This window comes from Bradyrhizobium sp. 147, assembly GCF_023073935.1.
In the GTDB taxonomy this organism is placed as follows: Bacteria; Pseudomonadota; Alphaproteobacteria; order Rhizobiales; family Xanthobacteraceae; genus Bradyrhizobium.
In genome coordinates this window covers 1-24,391 of the sequence record NZ_JADPKL010000052.1, presented here as the reverse complement: position 1 = coordinate 24,391, position 24,391 = coordinate 1, and the positions used below count along the sequence as shown (strand labels likewise).

General features: G+C 59.2%; 15 protein-coding genes and 8 pseudogenes. 7 read left to right on the top strand and 16 right to left on the bottom strand.

The window, feature by feature from the left end; translation table 11 throughout:
- Positions 1–575: 575 nt before the first annotated feature.
- The 10 genes and pseudogenes from IVA87_RS35045 to IVA87_RS11945 form a co-directional block, all read right to left on the bottom strand.
- A pseudogene (locus IVA87_RS35045) lies at positions 576–2,087 on the bottom strand (AMP-binding protein).
- A 172-nt stretch (positions 2,088–2,259) separates the two neighbouring features.
- The gene (locus tag IVA87_RS11985; protein WP_247333641.1) at positions 2,260–2,631 is read right to left on the bottom strand and encodes a hypothetical protein; all 372 of its coding nucleotides are present in this window, start codon (positions 2,629–2,631) and stop codon (positions 2,260–2,262) included.
- 73 nt (positions 2,632–2,704) lie between these two features.
- Positions 2,705–3,052 carry a hypothetical protein gene (locus tag IVA87_RS11980; RefSeq protein WP_247333640.1) on the bottom strand — a complete coding sequence of 116 codons (348 nt, stop codon included), beginning with the start codon at positions 3,050–3,052 and terminating at the stop codon, positions 2,705–2,707.
- A gap of 683 nt (positions 3,053–3,735) precedes the next feature.
- Positions 3,736–4,749 carry an anthranilate phosphoribosyltransferase gene (gene trpD / locus IVA87_RS11970; protein WP_247333639.1) on the bottom strand — a complete coding sequence of 338 codons (1,014 nt, stop codon included), beginning with the start codon at positions 4,747–4,749 and terminating at the stop codon, positions 3,736–3,738.
- Between the two features lie 1,105 nt (positions 4,750–5,854).
- Complete coding sequence (locus IVA87_RS35040) at positions 5,855–6,091, bottom strand: carboxyl transferase domain-containing protein (protein WP_253075115.1); 237 nt, start codon at positions 6,089–6,091, stop codon at positions 5,855–5,857.
- A 118-nt stretch (positions 6,092–6,209) separates the two neighbouring features.
- Positions 6,210–7,064, bottom strand: a pseudogene (locus IVA87_RS11965) (carboxyl transferase domain-containing protein); the annotation flags it as partial.
- A gap of 246 nt (positions 7,065–7,310) precedes the next feature.
- Positions 7,311–7,736, bottom strand: a complete 426-nt coding sequence (locus IVA87_RS11960) for a hypothetical protein (protein ID WP_247333638.1) — start codon at positions 7,734–7,736, stop codon at positions 7,311–7,313.
- 10 nt (positions 7,737–7,746) lie between these two features.
- On the bottom strand, positions 7,747–8,736 hold the full coding sequence (locus IVA87_RS11955) for a hypothetical protein (protein WP_247333637.1): 990 nt from the start codon (positions 8,734–8,736) through the stop codon (positions 7,747–7,749).
- A 52-nt stretch (positions 8,737–8,788) separates the two neighbouring features.
- Positions 8,789–9,199 (bottom strand): biotin carboxylase N-terminal domain-containing protein, encoded by a 411-nt coding sequence (locus tag IVA87_RS11950; RefSeq protein ID WP_247333635.1) that lies wholly within the window; start codon positions 9,197–9,199, stop codon positions 8,789–8,791.
- A 1,279-nt stretch (positions 9,200–10,478) separates the two neighbouring features.
- Positions 10,479–10,568, bottom strand: a pseudogene (locus IVA87_RS11945) (ATP-binding protein); the annotation flags it as partial.
- Between IVA87_RS11945 and IVA87_RS11940 the strand changes: the two are divergent.
- The gene (locus IVA87_RS11940; protein ID WP_247333633.1) at positions 10,542–11,012 is read left to right on the top strand and encodes a hypothetical protein; all 471 of its coding nucleotides are present in this window, start codon (positions 10,542–10,544) and stop codon (positions 11,010–11,012) included. The pseudogene IVA87_RS11945 and the gene IVA87_RS11940 sit on opposite strands and share 27 nt — an antisense overlap.
- Positions 11,013–11,015: 3 nt before the next feature.
- Positions 11,016–13,118: a recombinase family protein gene (locus IVA87_RS11935; RefSeq protein ID WP_247333631.1), complete on the top strand. Its 2,103-nt coding sequence runs from the start codon at positions 11,016–11,018 to the stop codon at positions 13,116–13,118.
- On the opposite strand, the gene IVA87_RS11930 is transcribed toward IVA87_RS11935, so the two are convergent.
- The 3 genes and pseudogenes from IVA87_RS11930 to IVA87_RS11920 all read right to left on the bottom strand — a co-directional run.
- The gene (locus IVA87_RS11930; RefSeq protein WP_247333629.1) at positions 13,060–13,464 is read right to left on the bottom strand and encodes a hypothetical protein; all 405 of its coding nucleotides are present in this window, start codon (positions 13,462–13,464) and stop codon (positions 13,060–13,062) included. The genes IVA87_RS11935 and IVA87_RS11930 overlap by 59 nt on opposite strands.
- Positions 13,464–13,742: a helix-turn-helix domain-containing protein gene (locus tag IVA87_RS11925; protein ID WP_247333622.1), complete on the bottom strand. Its 279-nt coding sequence runs from the start codon at positions 13,740–13,742 to the stop codon at positions 13,464–13,466. The genes IVA87_RS11930 and IVA87_RS11925 overlap by 1 nt, the downstream gene beginning before the upstream one ends.
- Before the next feature lie 427 nt (positions 13,743–14,169).
- A pseudogene (locus IVA87_RS11920) lies at positions 14,170–14,600 on the bottom strand (hypothetical protein); the annotation flags it as partial.
- Positions 14,601–17,276: 2,676 nt separating this feature from the next.
- Between IVA87_RS11920 and IVA87_RS11915 the strand changes: the two are divergent.
- Both IVA87_RS11915 and IVA87_RS11910 read left to right on the top strand, forming a co-directional pair.
- A pseudogene (locus tag IVA87_RS11915) lies at positions 17,277–18,488 on the top strand (Ulp1 family isopeptidase); the annotation flags it as partial.
- A gap of 99 nt (positions 18,489–18,587) precedes the next feature.
- Positions 18,588–18,815 (top strand): annotated as a pseudogene (locus IVA87_RS11910) (IS256 family transposase); the annotation flags it as partial.
- 62 nt (positions 18,816–18,877) lie between these two features.
- Here the strand turns inward: IVA87_RS11910 and istB are convergent.
- A pseudogene (gene istB, locus IVA87_RS11905) lies at positions 18,878–19,551 on the bottom strand (IS21-like element helper ATPase IstB); the annotation flags it as partial.
- Between the two features lie 447 nt (positions 19,552–19,998).
- Positions 19,999–20,715, bottom strand: coding sequence for a VirK family protein (locus tag IVA87_RS34960; protein WP_249816355.1), 717 nt, complete (start codon positions 20,713–20,715; stop codon positions 19,999–20,001).
- A gap of 237 nt (positions 20,716–20,952) precedes the next feature.
- Between IVA87_RS34960 and IVA87_RS11895 the strand changes: the two are divergent.
- The 3 genes and pseudogenes from IVA87_RS11895 to IVA87_RS11885 form a co-directional block, all read left to right on the top strand.
- Positions 20,953–22,275, top strand: a pseudogene (locus IVA87_RS11895) (S9 family peptidase); the annotation flags it as partial.
- 323 nt (positions 22,276–22,598) lie between these two features.
- Positions 22,599–22,994, top strand: coding sequence for a prolyl oligopeptidase family serine peptidase (locus IVA87_RS11890; protein ID WP_346015488.1), 396 nt, complete (start codon positions 22,599–22,601; stop codon positions 22,992–22,994).
- A gap of 178 nt (positions 22,995–23,172) precedes the next feature.
- On the top strand, positions 23,173–23,547 hold the full coding sequence (locus IVA87_RS11885) for a hypothetical protein (RefSeq protein WP_247300228.1): 375 nt from the start codon (positions 23,173–23,175) through the stop codon (positions 23,545–23,547).
- A gap of 444 nt (positions 23,548–23,991) precedes the next feature.
- Here the strand turns inward: IVA87_RS11885 and IVA87_RS11880 are convergent.
- A partial coding sequence (locus tag IVA87_RS11880) for a TCP-1/cpn60 chaperonin family protein (protein ID WP_276576808.1) occupies positions 23,992–24,391 on the bottom strand: 400 nt, incomplete at its 5' end.

Sequence of the window (24,391 nt, the reverse complement as noted above, 5' to 3'; positions counted from 1 at the left end):
GAGGATGGCAATGTATGCCGCCAGCAGCATTTCAAGAGACATTCCGAAGCATGCCAGCTCTGGCGTCGTGCAGCTCGGCGGTCTGCTCTGCAGACCGAAAAGGAGGCGCATGGGCCGAGAAGCGCTTGTGAGTGCCGCTCTGTTGAGCTCTCTTTCCTTCTCGTCCACGGAGCGTTCTCTCCCGTGTCTGAGGTTTAAATGACGCGTTCTAATGCTTCTCCTTTCAAACGGCGCGAGCATCCAGAGATAACAGTCGGCGAATCCTTGACTTACCAATACCGGAATTGGGCCCCCCATCTCCCCCCTGTGCAAACCACACAGCGACCAAGCCGACTTGGAGGCAAGCGAAAGTTGGGTTGTCGGCAGATCAGAGCCCGACATTTGCGCGGTACCGGCATTCATAATGAGGATCCGCGGCATCAGCGACCTCGGGGCAACGTTATTCGACCGAAAGGCGCCGAAATGAACAACTCACAGCTGCCGTGTTCGCATAGACGCGGTGACCCGTGGGGTTCTCGCGGCCCTCAGCGGCCATGCCTGCGGGGTAAAGGAAATGCCAAACCCGATCGAAATCTTCATTCGCCGTCGTTGTGCTGGCTTGATCGTGTAAGACCCTTCAGCGCGAAATGCTGGATCTTGCCCAACGCCGTTCGTGACAATTCTTCCGTGAAAATAATTTCGCGCGGCACCTTAAAGCGGGCGAGCTGCGAGCCTGCATGCGCCATTAGTGCTTCCGCGTCAAACAGAACCCCCGGCCGCCTGATCACATAAGCGATCGGCACCTCATCCCAGCGCCGGATCGGGTCGACCGACAACGGCGCAGTCTGCGACATCGGGATGCTCCATAAGCGCGCGCTCTACTTCCGCCGGGTAGATATTTTCTCCACCGGAAATTACGAGGTTCCTTTTGCGATCATGAACCCAAAAGTATCCACCGGTATTGCGGCAGCCGATGCACCGGTGAGATACCAACCGTTGTGCAAAGGCTCGCGCGTTGCTTGTTGAGCGCCCCAATACCCGCTGAAGACATTGGGGCCCCGTACGGCGATCTCGCCCGGGCTGCCTGCCTGCAACTTGTTGCCGGTATCGTCGAGAATAGCCGCTTCGCAGCATAGGCCGGGCAAGCCGCTCGCGCCCTTACGCGTAAGATCGCCGCCGAGCCTCGTATAAACAGCAATAGGCAGGTCTCGGTCGAACCGTAAACCTGCAGCACTGGCACCCCACGTGCGACAAAGCGATAAGGTGCTGCGGGACCATCGTTGAACCGGTGCAAATTGCCTTCAGTGAAGAGAGGTCCGTCGGCTGCCACTGAGGATGGTCAGTTAGGAATTGCATCGTGGTAGGCACCAACGCGGCCAGCGTAGGTCTGCCGCGTTCGATCGCAGCAAGCGTCGCCTCGGGCGTAAATCGCGTGTGAATGGTGACGGTCGCGCCGTGATGTAACGCCGGCGTGGTCTGGATATTCAGGCCGCCAACGTGAAACAGCGGAAAGACTGTCAGGACATGATCGGTCGAGCCGAGCTTATGCATGTGCTGACTCATAATTCATTCCACAGCAACGCTTCTTGACGCAGCACAGCGCCTTTCGGCGGCCCTGTGGTACCTGAAGTATAGACAATCAGAAGCGGCAAGACAGGTCCGTGTGCCGCCTCGGCCCTGGTCTACCAAGCAGTCCCACTTACTTCCGCCGAGAGGCGAAAAGTCCAACCCGGCAGCAAAGGTGTCGGACAATTGCCCCGCCAGAGCTGGTAGCAGCGCATCAAAGGCCTGTTCTAGAACTAGCACTTTGGGACCGGCGTCGGAGAGGATGAACAACTGTTCCGCGACCGTAAGCCGCCAATTCAATGGAACGAGCATTGCGCCGAGTCGCGCGCAGGCATAGAGCAGGGCCAGGTAGTCGGGCCGGTTGAGGCCAAGGATCGCGACGCGGTCGCCTCTCTCGATGCCGAGCTGTTGTTTTAGAGCACGAGCGATTTGCTCGATCCTTCGAGTGAAGGCGGGGTAGCTTAGGGGCGCCCGTCGAAGTGGATCGCGGGTTTGTCGGGAGTAAAAGACGCGTTACGCTCAATCAGTGTGCAAAGATCCACCTTTTTCCCCCTTTTCGCTCAGGTTCGTTACGTACTTGCAAAAGTTGCTTAAACCCCTGACTTCCTGAGTCGTTCGGAAGCTCTTGATCGCGATCAGATCGCATCGGATGGCCTTCAGGCACGCGAGCAGTCAAGCGATCTCAGTCGGAAGCATACGGTCTTGACGACGTCATTAGCCCGGGCTCGATGTAAATCTCTTAAAGCGTAAAGACGGAGGCGCTTCGTCACGGGCTCCGTTTTGTCCGACAGCGCTGCCGTGCATCTGCGCGTAGTGATAAGCGCACCATGACGTTATCTTCTTAAGGTTTCCGACTTGCAGGCTCACCGCACAAATAGGAGATCTGGAATCTTCATCTTTCAAGCCAAGTATGGCTCGGCATTGACCTTCAGTGTGGTCGACCAACAGAACGTTCTTGGCACCGTCTGGTTTTTTCATCGTGCTGCCCCGAAATGCGAAGCAATCTTTCGCGATTGTCGCGCCGGTCATGCCGACCGACATTAGCCGCCTAAGCTGATTGGAACTATCGGAGGCCGGATCGACCATCCTGCATTTCCGAGATGATGGCGCCGTGCGAGCTCCAATCGGGCTGAGCGAACACAACCGAAAACTCCTTGGTTCAACTGATCTCCACGGGTGTCCCGACCCAGAGGAGGAACTCGGTTTCCAATCTGCAATAAGGGGAGCCGCACAGCGCGGTGGGGGTGACGTTGACGTCCTCTGAATTGACCAGCTCTCCAGCGATGTGGATCAGTGAAGGCATATGGTGCAGGCCGTAGATTGTTGAGCCCATCAGGACCACGCGCAAGCCGCACTGTCCGATAATCGAGGTAAGACGGTGCGGTGCGATTCTGACATGCTCGAACTTCGCAATCCTTATCTCGACCAGCCCGAGACTGCTGTACCTTGAGATCGTACAGTTTAACCTTACGTTCGATTCAAGCCCCTTGGTGTTGTCGCTGATCAAACTTTTTCCGAGGCTCACCTGGCAACGCCCACGGGAAAAGTGGAAGAGCTCGCTGTGCCAAGCTTAAATTACTAGCCGAGAAGTACACAGTACCACCTCTTCCGCACTCGACTCTCACGCCATAGCGTGCCTTTTGTCCCGCCAACGCGATTCACGAGATGCACCCCAGCTGCGGCGCCTGCCCCGAAAGAACGAGCCGCGTGAATGCGCGAGCGCGCCGCCGTACGGCCGCAAATGGCGATGCCAGCTATCGCGTCACGCAGCAGTCATCGCAGCGTCTGATAGAGCCGATGCTATAGCCGCCCAGGCGATTCAACTAACGAAATGTAGAGCTGCTCATAGTGGGTATGCGCGCCCTTGCCGTCACGGCGAGGCCGTTGAGTCTTGCGGTACGCGACGCTGTAAAATCGCCGTCGGAAACGCCGTTGGTGAAGACGTCGACCAAATCGAGCCGAGCCCGGCGGCAAGGGTTTGGCATGATCGAAGAGCGCAGCTCCGGCGCTTCACTTCTCATAGGGTGCGCTCCAGCTCCCCGTCGCTTCGAAAGCGGAGCTGCTGCGTCTGTGACGCAACCGCGGTAAGTGCCTCGACGTGTGGCAGAGGCAACTCGCGCTTTGCGCTTGCAATCTCCTCGCGCTCGTTAGCTTCGATGTTGGTGTTAAAAATGTCGTACATCGGCCGTGTCAAGCATTGGAGATCGCGATCAGGTGTTTCAATCGCGCGGCTGCCGCACCGCTATTAAGGGATTCGTGCCCAAGGGCGACGCCGTCCTTCAAGCTGCTTGCGTGGCCGGCCACGATCATTGCCGCGGCGGCGTTGAGAAGAGCAACATCGCGGTACGGACTTGGCATGCCGTCGAGCACGCTTTGCAGCGCTATTGCATTGGAATCGGCGTTGCCGCCCCTCAGCGCCTCGTTATGGCAGCGGGCGAGGCCCGCTTCTTCGGGGGTGACTTCGAAGGTGCGGATCGCATCTCTTTCTAGCGCGGCAACAAACGTCGGCCCGGTGAGGGTGATCTCATCGAGTCCATCTGAGCCATGCACCACCCAGACGGACTCAGCACCAAGGTTCTTTAACACCTGCGCCAAAGGCTGCACCCACTGCCGCGAAAACACGCCGACGATCTGCCGCTTGACTCCGGCCGGATTTGTGAGCGGGCCGACTAGATTGAAGATCGTGCGGGTTCCAAGTGCGGCTCGGATTCGGGCAACGTGGTGCATAGCCGGATGACGGATGGGCGCAAGCATGAAGCCGATGCCAGCTTCGTGCACACAACGAGCGACGCCTACAGGCGGGAGGTCGACCTTCACACCGAGGCGGGCCAAGACGTCAGCAGCGCCTGATAGTGAGGACACGGCGCGGTTGCCATGCTTGGCCACAGGAACGCCGGCCCCGGCGACGATGAATGAGGCGCATGTCGACACGTTGACTGAGCCCGAAGCGTCACCGCCCGTACCAACGATGTCGACAGGATCGGGGGGCGCACTGACCCGGAGCATTTTGCTCCTCATGGCCGAGGCTGCGCCGGTGACTTCTTCTACGGTTTCGCCACGTACCCGCATCCCCATTAATAATCCTCCGATCTGGGAGGATGTCGCCTGGCCCGACATGATGATTTCAAAGGCCGTTGCGGTCTCCTCGCGGGTCAGCGTGGCACCTGTAGCAACTTTGCTAATGATCGATTTGAGGGCGTTCATTGCTCTACACGTGCTTAGTCGTTCCAATTGGCCTCATTCGAAACGGGCGTTAATGAGGGCATGCAGCTCGGCAACCGGTCCGGCTCGGACCGCGTATGCGTTGTCGAGGCATGCGTGGTGTCAGCTTGAACGTCAGTCGGCTCTGCAATCCTACAACCTGACGCTACGTAAGAATCAAGCTATCCATGGCGTTCACTTGCAAAGGAGCAAGTGTTCTTTGCTCGAGATCAGATCAGACGATTGGACGGCAAGACGGTGGGTGGTTCCATAGTCGAGCATGGCGGGACAACCTCTTCTGCACCCCGCCCGTCGTGGAATAGTTGACTGAGATCGGTATGATGGCTTGCATGTCTCCTCCCAAGGACCGTTATCGTCGATGATGAATGGACCCAACAATTCATCAGTAGGGCGCACCTTAGATCTAATGTGACTGACGCGTTCGTTAGTGGATCAGAGTCAGCAGGGCAGCCCGCGCTTGCATCCATCGCGAACTCCAGATGTCGATGGCTTCGACCCGCAGGAGCCTCGCAATACACTACGCAATACTAGAAGGGTAACGAGCAGATTATCTCGAGTGTTACGCAATTTGCGTAGTCCCCACGCGAGGTTCGATGCGCGGCCAATCAGGGCTATGCGACCCCAGCTCGGCCTACTTCGGCGCAACCCGTTATCCTGATCGACAACGTGGTCACCGAATTCAACGCACCACTTAGAAACGGGCTGGTCTAATTTGACCAAGGTCGCGAATTCGAGTTCTGCCCGGAATGTGGACGACACCAATCTGGCTCATGCCGGGGACAGGCCGATGCGTCGATTTGGAGCCCAGCTAGGGAGTAGAATCTACAGAGACGGACGTTCGACTCCTGCCGGCTACATTCGGAATACGCCATAATGGGGCGCTTCGATGGGAGCATTCAGCGAAGCGCTCAGCGCGATCGGGAGTACACTTCGGGTATCGACTGGATCAAGAATTCCGTCGTCCCAGATTTCGGAGGTTGCATAGTAGGCGCTGGATAGTTGCCGATACTCGTCGAGAAGGGGACCTCGAATGGCTGCCAGCTCCCGCTCTGCGAGCCGCCCACCGTCACGGGCCAGTTGTCTGGTCTTAACGTGGTTTCAGCACACCTGCCGCTTGCTCGGCGCCCATCGCAGAGATCTGAGACTGCGGCCAGGTGAAGACGAACCGAGGATCGAAAGCACGTCCCGCCATAGCGTAGGTACCTGCTCCGTGCGAGCTGTTGCAAACGACCGTAAATTTCGGGACCGACGCCCCCGAGACGGCCATGATCAGCTTGGCACCATCCTTCGTTATGCCACGGCGCTCGTACTCGCGGCCGACCATGAAACCCGTCGTATTCTGCAGGAAGAGCAGGGGCCTCCGGTTCTTGTCGCATACGTTGGATGAAGTGAGCGCCCTTCAGCGCACTTTCGCTGAGCAGCACGCCATTATTTGCAAGAATCCCTATTTGATATCCATGAAGCCGCGCGAAACCGCACAGCAGGGACGTGCCGAAACGCGGCTGGTATTCGTGAAATCGGCTACCATCGATCATGCGGGCGATGATCTCCCGCATGTCGAACTGCACTCGAGGGTCCTTTGGAATAATGCCGTATAGTTCCGATGCGTCGTAAGCAGGGGGCTCCGGGGCGGCTTGATCAATCGGAGTCTTCGCGGGACGATGGAATCGGGCAACGATATCACGTGCGATCGCAATGGCGTGCATCTCGGAGCTTGCGGAATAATCGCTCGTGCCCGACACGCTCGTATGCATGTAAGCGCCCCCAAGCTCCTGTACCGATACGTCTTCACCGGTAGCAGCTTTCACGACTGGAGGGCCACCGAGAAATATAGCTCCCGTATCCTCGTCCATAATGTTGAATTCGCTAAGCGCCGGGACGTAGGCCGCTCCCGCTGTGTAATGACCCAATGCGATCGCGACCCGCGGTACTTCCATCTTGGAGAGAATGGATTGGTTACGGTGGATCCGACCCGCGAAGTAGCGATCAGCAAAGAACTCTGCCTGAAAAGGTAGGAATCCTCCGGCGCCGCCGCACAAATGAATCACTGACAGACGATTCTCGATTGCGACGTCCAAGGCTCGCACTATCTTCTCGACAGACAACGGATACCATGCGCCGCCCTTTACGCTTGCGTCGTCTGCATGAACCATCGCCTCGCGACCCGCGACGATCCCGATGCCGACGACCTGTGCCGCGCCGGGCACTTCGCCGTTATAGGCCTTGCTAGCGGCCAGCGTTGAAAGCTCGAGGAACGGAATTTTTGGATCGAGCAAGGCGTCGATACGATCTCGCACAAACAGCTTATTTTGGCGTCGAAGGCGCTCGAGCTCCCGCTCGGGCCGCTGGAAGCGGACAGCACGTTGCCGCTCCTTTAACTCGTCAACAAGGCGCCTGTTGTGGAGCTAGTTTTGACGAAAGTCTTGCGAATTGACGTTCGCCCCAGAAGCGATTCGTAGCATTTCAGCGCCCTTCTTTCGATAGCGTAATCAGCACAGCATCCCGCTCGAAGCTCTCTCCTTCTTTGAAATGGATTCGATCGACTACGCCATCCTGTGAAGAGCGAATAATAGTTTCAGCTTCATGCTCTCAATCATCATCAGCGCCGCGCCTGCGGATAACGGTTGACCAGGCGAAACCGCGATCGTAACGACTACTCCCGGCATCGGTGCGCGGGTCGTGAGCGAACGTTCCTCTTGGTTCACGCAAGCGAGCGTTCGCAACGGGTCGCTGTAGCGCAAAACGCGCATCATGCCACGGATGTGGACGTGAATCAGGTCGCCTTCGACGACGAAGCGGACTCGTTCGGTCTCGCCAGCAATGGTCTGGACACCTGAATTCTCGCCGTATTGGGCAAACGCGACCGGGGAAATGACTTGGTCGCGCAAGTGAAGATGATAGGAGCCGGATTGGCAGGGTGAAAGCCATAACCGATAATCGACGCCATCAACCTCGACGGAGTGATACACCTCAATTTCTCTAATGGCCGAGCGAAGCGTGAAGCGCGGGCACGGCATCGGCCGATTCGCGGACTTGTCGGGTCAGGAGAGCAGCTGATGCCAAGAATGCCGGTAGGCCGGTAGCAGAGTTACCACCGGCAATGTGCGGGTTTTCCTCCAGATGTCCCGTATGAAACTGTCCGCGGACAAACGACTCGTCGGCAAGGATGCGGGCGAGGAAGCTAGCGTTTGTCTCGCAGCCGAGAAGAATGACCCCCTGAATCGCGTGATTGGCCGTGGCGGTGGCCAATGTGCGCGTCGGCGAATGCGCGATGATCTCTGCGAGCATGGGATCAAACGCAGTGGTGATTGGCTGACCCTGCGTGATGCCGCTGTCAATCCGTACCCCGCTCGGATACTCGAGAAGAAGTACTTTTCCGGACGTCGGAACATAGCCTGGTTCGGGGGCTTCAGCGTACAGCCTTACCTCGATAGCGTGGCCGTTCGAAACGATATCTGACTGAGCAAAACCAAGTTCTCGGCCCGCGGTGGCATAGACCTGTTCGGCGACAAGATCGATGCCGCTGATCATCTCAGTCACGGGATGTTCGACCTGTAGGCGCGTATTCATCTCGAGAGAGTAGAATTCTCCTGCATCGAAAATGAATTCGACGGTTCCTGCGTTTTGATAATCCGCGGCGCGTGCGATACCGACCGCGGTCTCGCAGACGCGTTTCCGTAGTTCTGGCGACAGGGCTGGCGAGGGCGCTTCCTCGATGATCTTCTGGAAGCGGCGTTGCACCGAGCACTCCCGCTCAAACAGGTGTACAATGTTCCCAAAAGAGTCGCCGAGTACCTGCACTTCGATATGCCGCGGGTTCTCAATGTATCTTTCGACGTAAAGCCGGTGATCCCCAAAATACCGTTGCCCCTCAGAGCGAGCCTGCTCAATCGCGCCTTCCAGAGCATCGACGTCGCGTACAATCCGCATGCCCTTGCCGGCCGCGCCCCCTGACGGTTTTACCAGCAAAGGGGTTCCAATTGCACGCGCCCTGGAGACGAACGTCGCTGGATCGTCCTCCTCAATTTGCAGATGGGACCACTGGAAAGCCGCTCGACTGGACGAAGCTGCGGGCCCGAATCTTATCGCCCATCAGTTCAATAGTTTCGGGTGCGGGGCCGATGAACGCAATGCCGGCCTTTATCACGGCCGTGGCGAATTGAGCCTGTTCGGAAAGAAATCCATAACCTGGACGAACAGCGCCGGCGCCGGCCTTATGAGCGGCGGCAATAATTTGTGCGATGTCCAGATAGCCGCGATCGGCGTGTGACCGCTGATAAGAATCGCTGTGTCGGCCATGGAAGACTGCCGGGCTTCGCGCATCGACCTCGTGGTAGACAACTGCAGAACGAAGGCCCAGCTTTCGCAACGTCTTGATGATGCGGGCGGCGATCTCGCCTCTGTTGGCGATAAGGACTGTATCGAAAGGCATTGTGTGCATTCATATCCAAACAAACAACTCAAACGAGACTTCGGTCACTTGCGAGCGGTTGGTCCGCTTTCGATGGCTCCGCTCGCTTATCTGTTGACAGTGAGTCGGCCTTCCACCGCTTAATTATTACCTTGCGGCTCGGTTTGGGGAGCGCCGCGCGGGGACGATCGAAGGTGCAGGATGGTTCGTAGTACCTCAATTCGAGTCTCCTTTTTCTTTGGCGGTATCGCCAATAGAAATCACGTCGCGACATTGATGAATCAAGCTCGCCTGCCTGGCTCAGAGACTGTGCCTTGCGCAGGAACACCAATACCGCAACGTACCGACCTAAAGAGGATATCGTGACGCGCACACAACGAACGCATTGGTTTTGCGTCCCAAAGCCAAGTGCTGTGCAGTAGTTGTGCAACGGCATCTCTGTGCTCGAGTCGGCGGGTGCGCGAGATCAGCCGCCGAACGACGCGAAGAAAGACGCTTGCATGGAGGACGTGTTTCGCCTGGGTAGCACCCACATCCCGGATCGCACCGCCATCACCTGTCTACAGGAAAAACAGGCCGGAACCGTTCAAGTCGTTGATGGCTCGGAAGTGTTGCTTTGTATGCCAGAACCGAAGGCTGCGATGTGTTGACGATTTACAATCAGCATCCCGATGTCGGCGTAACGCGTGTTGTCTTGCCGGACTCGACCTCGCAAGTTTGCCTGGTTCCGGACGAGCTGATCGAGCAGTTGCACGTCGACAAGGCACTAACGTCTTCCCGACGGCAAAAAAGGCCCGGCCTCATTTTGAGAAGCCAGGCGAAGTCAGTCTGGGAGGAGCGACGCTGCTACGCATCGTCCCGACCGTCGGCAAGGGAGAGTTGCCGCCGGCTCATTTACGGCGAGCGTTCGCCGCAAATTCGAAATACGACAAGATCGTTATGCCATCGTCCCACACCCTAGGAGTAGCTTACGTTCGTTTGTCAGAGGTCGCGATCTCATTTCATGATCGTACAATGTGACGTTACGTGCGATTCAAGGCCTTTCAACGAAATGATCGCACAAATTTGTCCAAGCTCCTGGCTTCCCGGAAGTAGCCAGGTCCGTACGTAACGCACTATCCATTCTGTCTAGGGGTGGGGGCTTGCCCCGTGTGTCAAACGCCATCCGGAACTGCCCACTTTGCGTCATGAAGAACTGCCCCCACCATCCGGATTGTGATCTCGGTTGAAGGTTGTTTCCGCCGGTGACGGGCCGGAGGGAGGCGGAGCCGACCGGAGGGCCGTCACCGGCGGTCGGCGTCTTGACGAGGCCGCTTTTGCGCTTGGCGCGGAGCCGGTAGCTGTCGCCGCGGATCGTCAGCACATGGCTGTGGTGCAGGAGCCGGTCTACCCGCATCATTTCCTGTTTGGGCAACGGCTTGAGGTGCTGAAGGAGCGGTCGGGGCGCGGTCCCGCCCACGTCGTTGTCGCGCTGCCGGACGGACGGCCGCGGGCGGTTCGGATCGCGTCGACGGATCTTGCCGAGACGCCGATCACGCCCCACCCGAACGCCGCCGATCTGCCGCGCATCAGTGCACGTACGCTGATCCTATTGATGCAACATTTGAGCGCGAGTCTCAGCCTTCTCGACGAGAAGGTGATTCGCGATGACCCACCGACCGCTTCCAGGTCGCGTTGCGTATCGACCACTGCCGACGTCGGCAAATCCACCCGGCCGACATTCCGCGCCTGTGGCCGAATCTATCGACCGCGACGCAAACCCAGATCGCTCAAATCCTCGCCACGCTGCTGCGGCGAATGCAAGCGGTTCCCGGCACGCCCGGAAGGGGATTGAGCCGTGCTGATCAGCTCGACCGTCGCTGACGAGCGGCTCACGACTGCGCACCGAGCCAAGTTGGCCTATGTCTACGTGCGGCAGTCATCCGTGAACCAGGTGCGCCAGCACCAGGAGAGCAAGCAGGTGCAGTACCACCTCGTCGATCGCGCCATCGGTCTGGGCCGGCCGCCGGAGCGCGTCCAGGTCATTGACGAGGATCTGGGCAAATCCGGTGCTGGCGCTGTGGATCGCCATGGTTTCCAGAAGCTCATTGCCGAGATCGGCCTTGGCAACGCCGGCCTTGTGGTGAGCCTCGACGCTTCTCGCTTGGACCGCAATAACCGGGACTGGCATCAGCTGCTCGAACTGTGCTCGGTGTTCGGCGTGCTCATTGCGCATGGCGAGCGGCTTTACGATCCGCGCGCCTACCACGACCGCCTGCTGTTGGGCTTGTCCGGCGTCATGAGCGAGGCGGAGCTGCATCAGCTTCGGATGCGCCTTCACCAAGGAGAACGCCAGAAGGCGGCACGGGGCGAACTGCGGCTGCCCCTGCCGGCCGGGCTCGCCTATGATCGAGCCGGCACAATTGTTCTCAATCCCGATGAGGAGGTGCAGGCCCGTCTTCATCTCGTGTTTGCCAAATTTCGGGAACTGCAAAGCGCTCGCCGTGTGATGCGGTACTTGGAGAGGAACGGATTATCCTTGCCGGTTCGGCCGCTGCTTGGACCATCTCCACACGAGATCGTCTGGCGTGCGCCAGATAGTGCACGCGTCCTTAGTATCCTTCAAAATCCGGCCTATGCTGGGGCGTATGTTTATGGCCGTCGGCAAAAGGATCCGAGCCGATGCCGGCCGGGATCGCTGACGGGAACGGTCAAGGTGGCGATCGGGGGTTGGGCGGTTTGCCTCCACGCCGCTCACCCAGGCTATATCAGCTGGGAGGAGTTCATGGCCAACCAGGGGCGACTGGCAGATAACATCTTCCGCTATGAGGCAGGACACTCTGGCGTACCGCGCAAGGGGGCAGCCCTGTTACAAGGAATTGCGATCTGTGGCCGTTGCGGACGGCGCATGAGCATGCGCTACACGGGCCCGAATGCCGACTATCCGGTCTATTGCTGCCGCTCGGATCGGAACCAGCAAGACAGTGCACTATGTCAGGAAGTCCGGGCCTTGGCGGTTGACGCGCTGGTCGAACGGATGCTCCTCGATGCCCTGGTGCCGGATCAGATTGAGATCGCACTCGCGGCGGCGGGCCAACTGGAGCAAGAGAGCCGTCAGCTCGAGCGCCAGTGGGCGCTTCGCGTGGAGCGCGCCCGCTACGAGGCCGAGCGCGCTCGGCGTCGGTATGACGCCGTCGAGCCCGAGAACCGTCTTGTGGCGCGCTCTCTTGAGCGGGCTCGGGAAGACAAGCTGCGCGTCGTCGAGGCGGTCGAGCAGCAGCATGCGCGTTGGCGCGCGCAAGAGCCGCTCCTGATTGGCCCGGCGGAACGCGCCGGGCTACAAGCGCTCGGCGAGAACCTGCCGCGGATTTGGAATGCGGCCACCACGTCGGCAGCCGATCGCAAGCGCATTCTGCGATTTGTCATCCGCGAAGTCGTTCTTGATCAGAAGCGGACCCGAGGTCAGGTGTGGCTCAAGATCGTCTGGCAGACCGGCGCAACCAGCGAGCATCACGTACAACGGCGCGTTCACACCTGCCGCGATTACATCGACATTGATCGGTTGCGGCGACGGGTCGTCGAGTTGAATGCTGAGCACAAAATGGATGGCGAGATCACGGCAATACTCAATCAGGAAGGCTTTGTCGCGGCCCGAGGCTGTGCCTTCAAAGGCGAGAACGTCTGGCTTTTGCGTACCCGCTGGGGCATTCCCACCGTCAAAATCAACGGCGTGGACAAGAATCCGATGCGCTGGCCTGATGGTAGCTTCTCGATTCAGGGCGCAGCGGCCGAGCTTGGCGTCACCCAGAAAACGGTGTTCGATTATCTCGCGCGCGGATTGCTGGCAGGCCGTCAGTTAGCCAAAGGCCAGCCATGGCAGATCGAGCTCTCAGACGAACAAATCAGTCGGCTGCGCAATCGGATACGACGTACCAAGCGTTCAAAGACGGAGGCATCATGAAGTCATCGGCTCGGCAATGACATCGTGCCATTGCGACACGGGCACCTGAGTCGTGATCAACAGCGATCCCTTGTCGTAGCGATCGGTTGAAGCTGGCTTCGGCATAGGTGTAGTTCGAGGCGCCGAGCACGGCGACGAAGATCTGCATGCTGCGCGCCTCGCCGCTGAGCCCGTCAACCACCTCCATGGTATGGCCGGAATAGTCGACGAACAGCTTCTCGCCGGCGACATGGACCTGGCGCAGGGTCGGCTTGAGGCGGCCGGTCCACTCCTTGTAGCGTTCGCAGAACCGCGCATAGCTGAAGCTGTCGGAGTTTGCGTCGCAATACTCCTCCCACAACAGCATCAGCGTAACGTTCCTCCGCCGCAACTCGCGATGCACGAGCGCCCAATCCGGATGCGGGCGCTCGTCGCTGGGCCGATCGGATGGTGGCTGATACAGGCGGTTCTCGAGCCGACATCGTCATCCAGCTCCGGCGGCAACGGCCAGGTCAGGCCGGCGCGGCGGGTTCGGTTGAGGTACTTGCTGACCGTGCCCTGGGCCAAGCCCAGACTGCGGGCAAGGGCGCGTTGCGACATGCCGACGCTGTAGTGCAGGCGTAGAACTTCACGGATGTGGCGCATGGACAGTCTCTCGGTCGGCATCTCGATCCTCTGCGGTTAGGCAAAAGACCAAGCTACCCGGGTGGCAGACTGTCAGCGGCGCGCGCCTCCTAATTGCCCCGATCGCATCGCTGGAAATAGCGATCACGATCCGCTTGGAAACGGTGATCACGAGCTCAGGAATGGGTGATCACGATGCCCTGGAAGCCGTGATCACGATCGGCTGGAACACGCAGCAATACGCCCAACGACTTGAGTTGTAGGGCGTGTTCGTGAGACGTCACCGTCTAGATCACTGCGTCTCAACAATCTCCGTTAGCTCGGCCACCCCTCGATGATTCGAGCCTCGACGCTCGGGCCGCTCTCAATCGAGTATCGAGGATGAGCATCGCGAGTGCTCTGGGCGCCTGATCTGTCCCACCTGATGGCCGCCGCTAACGTGGTAGCCCTGTGCCAAATCCCGTCCGGCTGGTCCGGGTGCGACCATAGCCGTAAAGCGGATGAACGCCGTAGGGGTAACGACAGTCGCGCCAACGATCGCGAAGATCATTTGCCAGGTCGGCGAAGGCCTTTCGCCATCTGGGCGATTCCATGCGTCGCGTTGTAACCGGCGAACATGGCGGGCGCGACATAGACAACGGTGATCACGAGCCGGAGCCAAGTAGACGTCACGAAGGCGAGCGCGAGTTGGCCTATACCGAACCTCGCGCCGCCCGCCACGACGGCCACCACGATGCCGCCGAGCGCGCCGGCCCCCGTGTAGAAGGCCCAAAGGCCAATCGTCACGCCTGCGAAGACGGGCAGCGCGAAGACTGCGAGCGTGAAGAGCAGCCAGGCGGAGAAGCCGATGACGAGGAAAACGAGCAGTCTTATTGGCAGTCACAAGCGCTTCATGAACACCGCGCGCCGGCATGCGCGGATGCGCAAGACCTGGACCGCGGCCGGCCGCCATGCTGCGGATAACTGCAAGGCCGTCGTCAGGGGTTTTACAGTCGTGACTACCCGCTGTCTATCGCTGCGACCGCGGCAGCGTTATGCTGGGTCAGCGTCGGAGTATGATGTTCGGGGGACTTCGCATCGATAAAGCGGCGCTGGCCGATCTCTCAGATCGATACTTTCATGCCCTGGAACTTCCAAGCCTGAACGGCCAAAGCTTCGCGCTTACGCCGCTGCCAACACGTCTTTGGTATTCATCGGCGGCGGCGCCTGGCGCATTAAGGTCCTTGAAGCGGCGGTAGATCACCAAGCTGCGAGGATTTGCCGCATCCTGAAACGGGTATGAAAGCCAACCAGGCTCGACGCGACAGCACTGGGGCTTGAAGTCTACGTAGCGTCAGGTTGTACAGTCTGAATCATACATGCGGACTTCGCTCTGAAGCGTCATGATCACTAGAAGAGGCTCGTTGGTTGTAGCGAATGTGAGGACGTTGAACTGAAGAACTGATGAGGAAGCAGAGCTTGCAGTGCAAGTATCGAAACCCGGACGCCTTCCATCAGCAATGGGGCGGCCCAATTTCGATCGCGATGTGCCGCATGCGAACTTGCCCGGAAGGAGGGCGGCAACAGGTGGCTTTTGGATTGTGCGAGTATTTGGGTTTCGTTTCTCCTGGATCGTTTTGAGGTTTGGCGAGCGATTACCTGTTGCCCAGGAAGCCGGGGCGCTCTTCTGCAGCAGCCAAGGCTGGGCAGGTGTGAGTAATGCACGAGCTCGGAGCGGCACTAACGGTCCCTTTTTGTTCAATTTGGCGAATCTTGACGTCCGGCTTTTTGAATCCGGTCTCTGTGGTCAGTGCACCGGAGTGTGGCCGCGGGGCAGCTATGAAGAGTCACCTCATCTAGGGAGAGTCGTGTGGAACCCGTCTATAACAATCCGGACGATTGGATGCGCTGGTACGCCGAGCTGCAGCGGCAACAGACCGACGTTGACCCTGCAGATCAAGCTGGCTTCGAGCAGCAATTGGGCGAGCTGCAACTCCGCTCTGCTGAGGAGAGTTCCGGGGTTAGTTCGCCCGACACTCCAGCCGCACGGTCGCATGAAAACATCCAGCGTACGGACGTTGGTGGTTCGATGCGAATGCGGCCAAGGTCCAACCTGCGGGACAACTCGTTCAGCAGCACGCGTCACAGTGTCGATGTTCCTAGCGCTCACCTTGGCGCGGGTGCGACGGCCTCGCAGTCTAGCTTGCGTGACCAGTTGTTCAGTAGCACGCGCTACACAGCGCCATCGGAACCGCAGCCTGCGGCGCGGACGAAGGATAGCAAAAGCCGTGGACTGTTTTCTCGTGTTAAGTCAGGGTTCGGCAAAGTCTTCGGAGGAAGTGGTGGCGAAAAGTCGTCCGGCGGCTCGACGTCCGAGGTGGCCTCTTCAGAGCTTCGGATGGATTTCGCCAAGCGTGGTCGCCCCGCTGGCCAGGACATGCATCCCGAAGACGAGGCCCGCATCGAGCAGTTCGCGGAAGCAGTCCGAGGATATGAAATTCTCCCCGACGGTAGTACCGGCCGAGGGGACGGAAGGGTTTGCGATGGTACCCTCAGGACCAATTTAGGGCTTCTTAGGGGGTTTGCTCGTTGGCTCCGAGCAGAGAACAGGGGTTCGATGGCTTCTCGGCTTTTAAACGATCCAGAGTCACTAGCCGCTGATATCACGGATTACAGGGCGGGCGGTGGGGACAATCATAACCGTCTCAAGTCGGCACTGTCTCATTTCAGGAGGTTCGCGCCCAACGAGCAAGAACTCCAAGCCGTCGGGCCCGGGCCGCGCCTGATGGGGCGCCAAATACATTATCCTTATCCCGAGGACGCCCACCTCATTGATGGCCTGGCCAATGAAGAGCTGAACAAGCTGGGATCGGATTCGACTTCCCAGAGGAGAGGTGTCTCGGAACGGGCCAGCAAACAACGTAGGTTTAGTGATTGGCTCCAAAGGGAGGGTAGGGGGAACATAGTCAGCCGACTCACCGGCAGTGATCAGCAGCAACGGTCGTTGATGGAGGATTACAGGGCCTTTACCAAAGCCGAGGGAAAAGTGGTCGTGAGTTTCGATCGGCTTCGGCAGTATCTAGGCACCGAGCCCCAATTGAAGCATCATCATCCTTATCCTTATCCCGACGACGCCCGCATGATTGATGGCTTGGCCAACGAAGAGCTGAGCAAGCTCGGACCGGACTCGACTTCCCAGAGGAAAGCTGTCCGGAATATGGCCATAAATCAACGTAGGTTTAGTGATTGGCTGCAAACAAGGGGTAGGGAGAGCATAGCGAGCCGTCTCAACGGCAGTGATCAGCAGAAATGGTCGTTAAAAATAGATTACCAAGACTTCCGAGACTGCACCGAAGCCCTCAGAGGATTTTCCGTGGGTTTCAAGCGGCTTGGGCAGTACCTACAGGTCGTTGAGGCGAACGCGGCGTCGGGGTTGTCCCCTCAGCAGGCAAGTGGGCGGGAATCGGCCGGTCCGGAGGCCGCTTGGATCAACCTACCGGGTTCGGATCAACCTGGCCGCTGCAGCAGGTTGATCCATCGATTCAAGGCCGCAGCGAATTATCGCTTGGCCCCAAGGATTGGTTGGGCGACGAGCATATCCAGAGGGATTACGAGCTCCTGGAACAGGAGTTGCAGGGGAACAATCCAGATCTCGCCGCCCGGACGCGGTTCGTGGATCCCCTCATAGCCAATTATCATCTGCGCTTGGGCCCCGAGAGCGTCGCGCTAAGCGCATTCCAGCGCATCGTCCATAATCAGTACGGTAACGACACAGCCGACTTCCTGTTCGTGCCAGTGAACGATGCCAGTGCTACGGATCGTCATCGTCGTGGCACCCATTGGTCGCTGCTGTTCGTTGATCGCAGCGACCGCGAACGGCCGGTTGCCTATCATTATGACTCCTTCCTAGGATACAACGACAAGCTTGCAAAAATGCTCGCACAAAGGCTGGGTACGCGTCTGGAGCCTGTCCGCATGACCCGGCAGGGGAACGGTTGGGATTGCGGAGTCTTCGTGGTTGACGGCACGCGGGCGCTTGTTAGGCGACTGGCGCAAAGACGGCCGCCAGCCGTGCTGCACCTCGACAACCTCGTCGCCGATCGGCAGCAACTCCAACGACGTTTGAGGACCGCTCCCAGCAGTGCGCGAGCGGCGGCTGCAGCGGATCGACCGGGACCCTCAACGCAACTTTTCGATTCGCCAGAGTTTTGGCGTGGAGTGGATCAAGCCGGCCAGCCTTCCGCCGATAGCTGGAACACAGCGAACTTCTGGCAGGATTTGTCGTTACCCGCCCATTCGCCAGTGCAAAGCGTCAATCCGCCAAGCCCACCATCATGGGAGCAAAGCTTCGGGACATCGATAGCGGATCGACCGGGACCCTCAACGCAATTTGTCGATTCGCCAGAGTTTTGGCGTGGAGTGGATCAAGCCGGCCAGCCTCCCGCCGACAGCTGGAATACAGCGAACTTCTGGCAGGATTTGTCGTTACCCGCCCATTCGCCAGTGCAAAGCGTCAATCCGCCACCATCATGGGAGCAAAGCTTCGGGACATCGATCTTCGCGCCACAGTACATGCCGCCAGCGCAAGACTTAGGAGGATTCGTCCCTCCGAGTTGGCAACACGGCAATCAACCGGCGCCGGAGAACCTCCGGCGCGGAATGCACTGGCATAACGTGCTGCCGAGCCCGGACCGACCACAGACCCACATCAGGATTCATGATGTGCCCTACACGGCCACTCTGGGGCGATCAGGCAAGCAGAACGACATTCACGTTTTCCTGGAATAGGGAGGAAAAGATCGAGCAATAGATGATAGTCGTCCGTGAAGAACCAAAAGAGCTATCGCCCAAAGTTGGTGACGGCGGGAATCGGAAAGGCGGCATATCGTGGGGGTGCTTGAGGCCTCCACTTCTCCACCGAAGGAGCGATATGCCTTGTCCAACGATAACGTCATCCATCTGATTCAGCCTGGAATCTTCGACGATCAACTCACAGAAGTCTTGCGCAATGGGGCGCGTGTCCTGCTTACCCAGGTGGTCTAGGCCGAGGTTGCAGACTTTCTCGGCCAGCATTCCGATTTGAAGACCCGGGACGATCACCAGCGCGTCGTCCGCTAAGGTCACCTGTGCGCATTTGCCGATGGTGAGCAGCGGCTTTGACCGACATGGTGATTGGTTCAGGGGTTTGGGTTGACGCCAAGAGTTTGGTTGCGGCCGTTCTGCTTTCGCATGCTTTCTCCGGAGAGTTGGAGGCGGTGAGCGTTGTGAACGAGGCGATCCAGGATGGCGTCGCCGAGGAGCAACGCTGCGGTTCGACGTGATCAGCATGGCGCCGGTTTCGTAGCGCCGGCTCACCAGTTGGAAGAACAGATGCGCCGCGTCAGGTTTAAGTGGCAAGTAGCCGAGTTCGTCAACCATGAGCAGCTTTGGCTTCGACAGCGCGAGCAGTTTCTCGTCCAGGCCTCGCTCGCCGTGCGCCTTGGCGAGGCCAGCGACCAGCGTCGTCGCCGTGGTGAACTGCACCGTGTACCCGGCCAGGATTGCCTCTCGCCCAAGCGATCGACAAGTGCGTCTTGCCCACGCCTGGCGGGCCGAGCAGCAGCACGTTCTCTCCGTTGGCTATCCAAGGTGACGCGGCAAGATCGCGGATCTGCTTTGGATCGATTGACGGCTGCGCCTCGAAGTCGAAGCCAGCAAGCTCCTTCACGGCCGGGAAGTGTGCGAGCTTCAGCGCCATCTCGATGCGGCGATGATCCTTGCGCGCGATCTCGCGCTCGCACAGTAGGATCAGCGTCTCACGCGCCGACAGGTTCGCGCGCGCCGCCTCGTCGAGCAGGCTGTCGAGCTGGTCGCGGCCGCTGCGGAACCAGCGCTAACCCAGCGCCTTACCTATGGAGTTGCACCAACTCAGTTGCGCAGATGTGTTCGCCCTAGCGCCTCTCGTTGCGCTTGATGACACCGCGATGAGCGTTATCCAAAATGGCTCCGAGAAGGAGTCTAAAGGGTCGTTACGGCAACCTGATCAGGATTTCGAGACAACGTCACCGCCTCCCAAACAGCCGTTCTTCAGGCGGCATGCGATCCATTAGATTAGGATGAGTGGAGCGAACGCGGAGCCGCGCGCGAACGGCTTTACCGCCGGAATCCATCGATGTGCGCAGGCAGCGGTGAGCACGAACGAACTGGGCATCCTGGTCACTAGCGCTCCTCAGGTAATGTAGCCCGATCGAAGTTGTCATCGGTGCGTGCCGAATGGGATACCTGTCACATTCCGACGCGGCTAAGAACGGCTCAAGCCTCATTCCAATTTCAAGACGAACTTCGCGCCGTCCCGCAGTTCGCAGACCAATTCCCCCTGGTTCATGATCTTGGCCGGCCCGGCCACCAGCTTTGAGGCCCGCACCGTGAGTTTGCCTTCGCGGCTGAGGCTGTGGCGGATGTATTCCGTCACTGGGTACCCGGAACTGTCCACGGTTTGATGAGCGTTGGAGAAGTTGATGCCGTTCTGGGCAGTCACCCTGAAGGCATTGATAATTGGCCCGCCCGGTGTGGCCGAGCCGGGTTTTGTTGCCCGCCGGTAAGACCAACCTCTCCCTGGCACGCCCCATCGATCTCGGAGGTCGGTGAGTAGCGGATCACCATTGGTGGCCGCTCTTAATGAACAATCAAGAGACGCTGCCCCGACGATTTTGACGAAAGTCGAGAGCCTGTGCTTGATTCGGTGGAGCCAGTTCTTGTTGTTACCCGACGGAACCTGCGCAGGTGATTGGGTATGTGGGCCTAAGGGTGCGTAGCGCTTGCAAATGATTATGATCGATCCCGCGGAGTGCGAGTCACTTCGTGCAATGCCTGCGAATTGCGAGAACGACTGGCGTCTCGGCGGGCTTGTCACTGGATCCTCCGCATTATGACGCGCCGTGCTGACATGTGCTCGCGCTCGCTGCACCAACCAGCGGCAAATTCTCCGCGCGAGGGCCTTTCTTGAGCACGTGCCGTTGCAAGTTAGGCGCGCCATAAATGTTTCTAGCGCGATTACGGACCGGTCTGTGAAATGCCAGAGCAGGGCACCTCTGCTCCATCGGTGAGTAGTGTAAAGCTCATCACAATACTTTCGAAGCTAACACTGCATTGTCAGGTTTGAGCCAAGGGGCGCGACCGAGCGGCTGGAGAACCGCCAATTTTCAGGCGGCACGCTGCTTGCTTCGTTCGGACCGGCGGGCACAGTCCCGCCCATGACCGCTGTCGAAACCGAATGTACGTCTTCTGTCCGCTTTCGGCCAGCTCGCAAGTCGCGCGAGCCGGGCGGCCCACCCAGCCCAGGATTACTCCCATGAAACACTCGCTCCTCGCCGCCGTGTTGCTCTCGCTGACGTGTTTGTCCTTCACGGCGGTGCCCCAGGAGTGGGCCGCTGCGGCCCGGGTGGACGATTCCTTCCTTTGCCTCGAGGAAATCGAAGAGCCACGCGCACTGGATTTGGCCCGCGCCGAGAATGACAAGACGCTCGGCGCGCTCCAATCAGATCCCCGCAATCGCCGCTTCTATGAGGAGGCCATCAGCATCCTTCAGGCCAAAGACCGGATTTCCTATGTTTCGTTGGAACGGCGGGGTCTCAGCAATTTCTCGCAGGACGAGAACCACGTGCGCGGCATCTGGCGGCGTACTACGCTTGACAGCTATCGCGGCCAGGACCCGCACTGGGAGACCATCCTCGATATTGACGCGCTGGCGGTCGCGGGTAAGAAAAGCTGGGTCTTTAAAGGCACTACCTGCCTGCCGCCCCAAGTGCGCCTGTGCCTCGTCCAATTTTCTGATGGCGGTAAGGACGCTGTGCTCGTCCGAGAGTTCGACCCGGACACCAACGCCTTCGTCACGACCGGTTTCGCTCTTCTGGAGGGAAAGCAGGCCGTCAGCTGGGTCGACCGCCACACGGTCCTCACTGCACGGGATTGGGGAGAACGGACCCTGACGCAGGTTGGCTGCCCTTTCCTCTTGAGGGAGCTCAAGCGCGCTCAGCCGCTCGTTCGAGCGCGCGAGGTCTTCCGTGGGGAGCCGACCGATGCCGTGGCGGCGCCCTTCGTGCTGCGGGAAAATGAAGGCAAAGTTCATGCGGCTGGCGCCATGCGCGCCATAAGCTTCTTCGAGCAGGAGTATGTACTCTTTGCGCCCAACGGACCGATCAAGCTAAACCTGCCAAAGAAAGCGAACATCAGCGGCATCGTCAGTGGCCGCCTGCTCGTGACGCTCAATGAAGACTGGATACTGTCCGGCAGCACCCGCTTTGCGGCCGGCTCGATGATCTCATATGGCTTGGACAAATGGAAGCAAGATCCGCTGCGCGCGATGCCATCGCTCGTCTTCGAGCCCGAGCCTCGGCAAGCGCTCAGCGGGTTCGCGGTCACCAAGAACTTGTTGATCCTGGCGATCCCTGACAATGTTCAGAGCAAGGCATTCACCTACAGGTACGACCAGGGCACTTGGCGGGCCACGCCGATCCCGCTCCCTACGAACGAGAACGTCAGCCTCTCTGCCGCTAGCGAAGAAACGGACGTGGTGCTGTTCACCGTCTCCAACTATCCGGGGCCGACCTCCCTCTGGTACTTCGACGCGGCGAGCGAATGGCTTGAAATACTGAGGACGACACCTCCGAAGTTCAACGCGTCCAGGTATGTTGCGGAGCAGTTCGAGGCCACTTCGCTGGAGGGGACCCGGATTCCCTACTTTCTGGTGCGTCCCAAGAACGCGAGGTTCGGAGCGGAGATCGCAGCCCTTCTCAATGGTTATGGCGGATTCCAGGCTTCGCTCCTGCCATCCTATGCGGGAGCGGTGGGGCGGCGCTGGCCCGAGCAGGGCAATGCATATGTCGTCGCGGACCTGCGCGGCAGCGAGTTTGGACCGCGATGGCACGAGCAGTCGGCCCAAGCGGCAACGAAGCAGCGGACATGGGATCATTTCATCGCCTTTGCGGAGGACCTAATCCGCCGGAGGTCACCTCTCCGCGCCGACTGGGCGTGGTCGGCGCCAGCCAGGAAGGTCTGCTGGTGGGCACCGCGATTACTCAGCGCCGGGACCTCTTCAACGCAGCGATCGTGCAGGTGGCGCTGTTCGACATGCTTCGATTCACCAAGTCGGGATGGCGATCCCGCCATCGCGAGCAGCGCGGATGGATCGAGGCCTACTCGCCCTATCAGAAGCTTGTCCCGGGCAAGACCTGCCCAGTCCCCTTCATTCTCACCTCCACCAAGGACAGCGGCGTGCATCCGCCCACGGCCGTCAAGAGGCAGCGTGCGGCATGAGGTTTTGGACCTGTAAAGCGCTCACGGTCAACGCGATCTGTTCCCGGCTACATCAACGTAGCGAGTCGGTTCACGCTGATCACTTGAGCCATGATTGGCATCGTCAGCCGCAGGAAATTTGCGTGCGGGCTTGCGCTCCGACGGACAGGTGAATCACGAAATACAATGGAATCCATTCATGAGCGACATGACAACTCAGATTCATTCGCACGCGGTCGTGTGGATCGACCACCTCATTGCTAAGATATTCTCCATAGGTTTAACGGGCGTCAGCGCGACGGCCGTACGCGCGCATTTGGCGCCCCAGCGTCTTGATTGCAAAGCGCATACTGGCTCTGCCGTGAATGACGATCCGACGTTTGTCGTCAGGGTAGGTCGGGCGCTGAGTAGCTGCACTGATCTGCTGATCATCGGACCGGGAACCGAGAAGACCGAGCTGATGAACTTCCTGAGAGTGAACAGGCCGGATCTCACCCTGCACGTCGAGACAAGTAATCCTCCGACCGACCGGGAAATTGTAGCGGTTGGGCGAAAGATCTTCCGTCTCGATTGAGTTGGCGATGTTCTTCTTCTGATTGTGGACGGTGCAACAGATCGGACCAAATTACGAGAGATGAGGATCGCTCTTCCCGGGGACCACCACCTAGCTCGCGCATCCGTTTACAGCGATTGATAGGCGCGGGGACCGATGCTACTTAAGTCAGTAGCGCCAATGGGTGGCTACCGCGACCGGGCGTTCTCAGGTGTTCGCCTTGACCAGCCGCCGACGTTGAGGCCGCAGGGAAAGACCGTGCAGAACCGCGATCACCCGCTCGTCCTCCCGATGACATGCCTACCAGCAGACTCGCAAAGCCCCAAGCGGAACGACTAGCAACTGCTGATCGTCATTTCCGCAGAGCGCATAGCGATAGATCAGAACAACGAACTGAAAAAGTCGCGAGCAAAAAAATCCCCCCGGCATTTTTCTGCCGGGGGTCGCATTTTAGAGAGAGTTGGATCAGAAGTCCATGCCGCCCATGCCGCCGCCCGGGGGCATCGCGGGCGCGCCGGTGTTCTTCTTCGGCAGCTCGGCGACCATCGCTTCCGTGGTGATCAGCAGCGCCGCCACCGAGGCAGCGTTCTGGATCGCGGCGCGGACCACCTTGGTCGGGTCGATGATGCCCTTGCTGACGAGGTTGCCATACTCGCCCGTCTGCGAGTCGAAGCCGTAGGCGTATTGCTCCTTCTCCAGGATCTTGCCGACGATCACCGAGCCGTCTTCGCCGGCGTTGATAGCGATCTGGCGAGCGGGCGCCGACAGCGCCTTGCGCACGATCTCGACGCCGGTCTTCTGGTCGTCGTTCTTGGTGCGCAGGCCCTTGAGCTGCTCGGAGGCACGGAGCAGGGCGACGCCGCCG

Coding starts and splice junctions, on each gene's coding strand:
- IVA87_RS11940 (WP_247333633.1), top strand. CDS start 10,542: ATGGCTGTGGTGCAGGAGCCGGTCTACCCGCATCATTTCCTGTTTGGG.
- IVA87_RS11950 (WP_247333635.1), bottom strand. CDS start 9,199: ATGCCTTTCGATACAGTCCTTATCGCCAACAGAGGCGAGATCGCCGCC.
- IVA87_RS11930 (WP_247333629.1), bottom strand. CDS start 13,464: ATGCTGTTGTGGGAGGAGTATTGCGACGCAAACTCCGACAGCTTCAGC.
- IVA87_RS11890 (WP_346015488.1), top strand. CDS start 22,599: ATGGCACGAGCAGTCGGCCCAAGCGGCAACGAAGCAGCGGACATGGGA.
- IVA87_RS34960 (WP_249816355.1), bottom strand. CDS start 20,715: ATGGCGCGCCTAACTTGCAACGGCACGTGCTCAAGAAAGGCCCTCGCG.
- IVA87_RS11885 (WP_247300228.1), top strand. CDS start 23,173: ATGAGCGACATGACAACTCAGATTCATTCGCACGCGGTCGTGTGGATC.
- IVA87_RS35040 (WP_253075115.1), bottom strand. CDS start 6,091: ATGGTCGGCCGCGAGTACGAGCGCCGTGGCATAACGAAGGATGGTGCC.
- IVA87_RS11925 (WP_247333622.1), bottom strand. CDS start 13,742: ATGCGCCACATCCGTGAAGTTCTACGCCTGCACTACAGCGTCGGCATG.
- IVA87_RS11985 (WP_247333641.1), bottom strand. CDS start 2,631: ATGGTCGATCCGGCCTCCGATAGTTCCAATCAGCTTAGGCGGCTAATG.
- trpD (WP_247333639.1), bottom strand. CDS start 4,749: ATGAACGCCCTCAAATCGATCATTAGCAAAGTTGCTACAGGTGCCACG.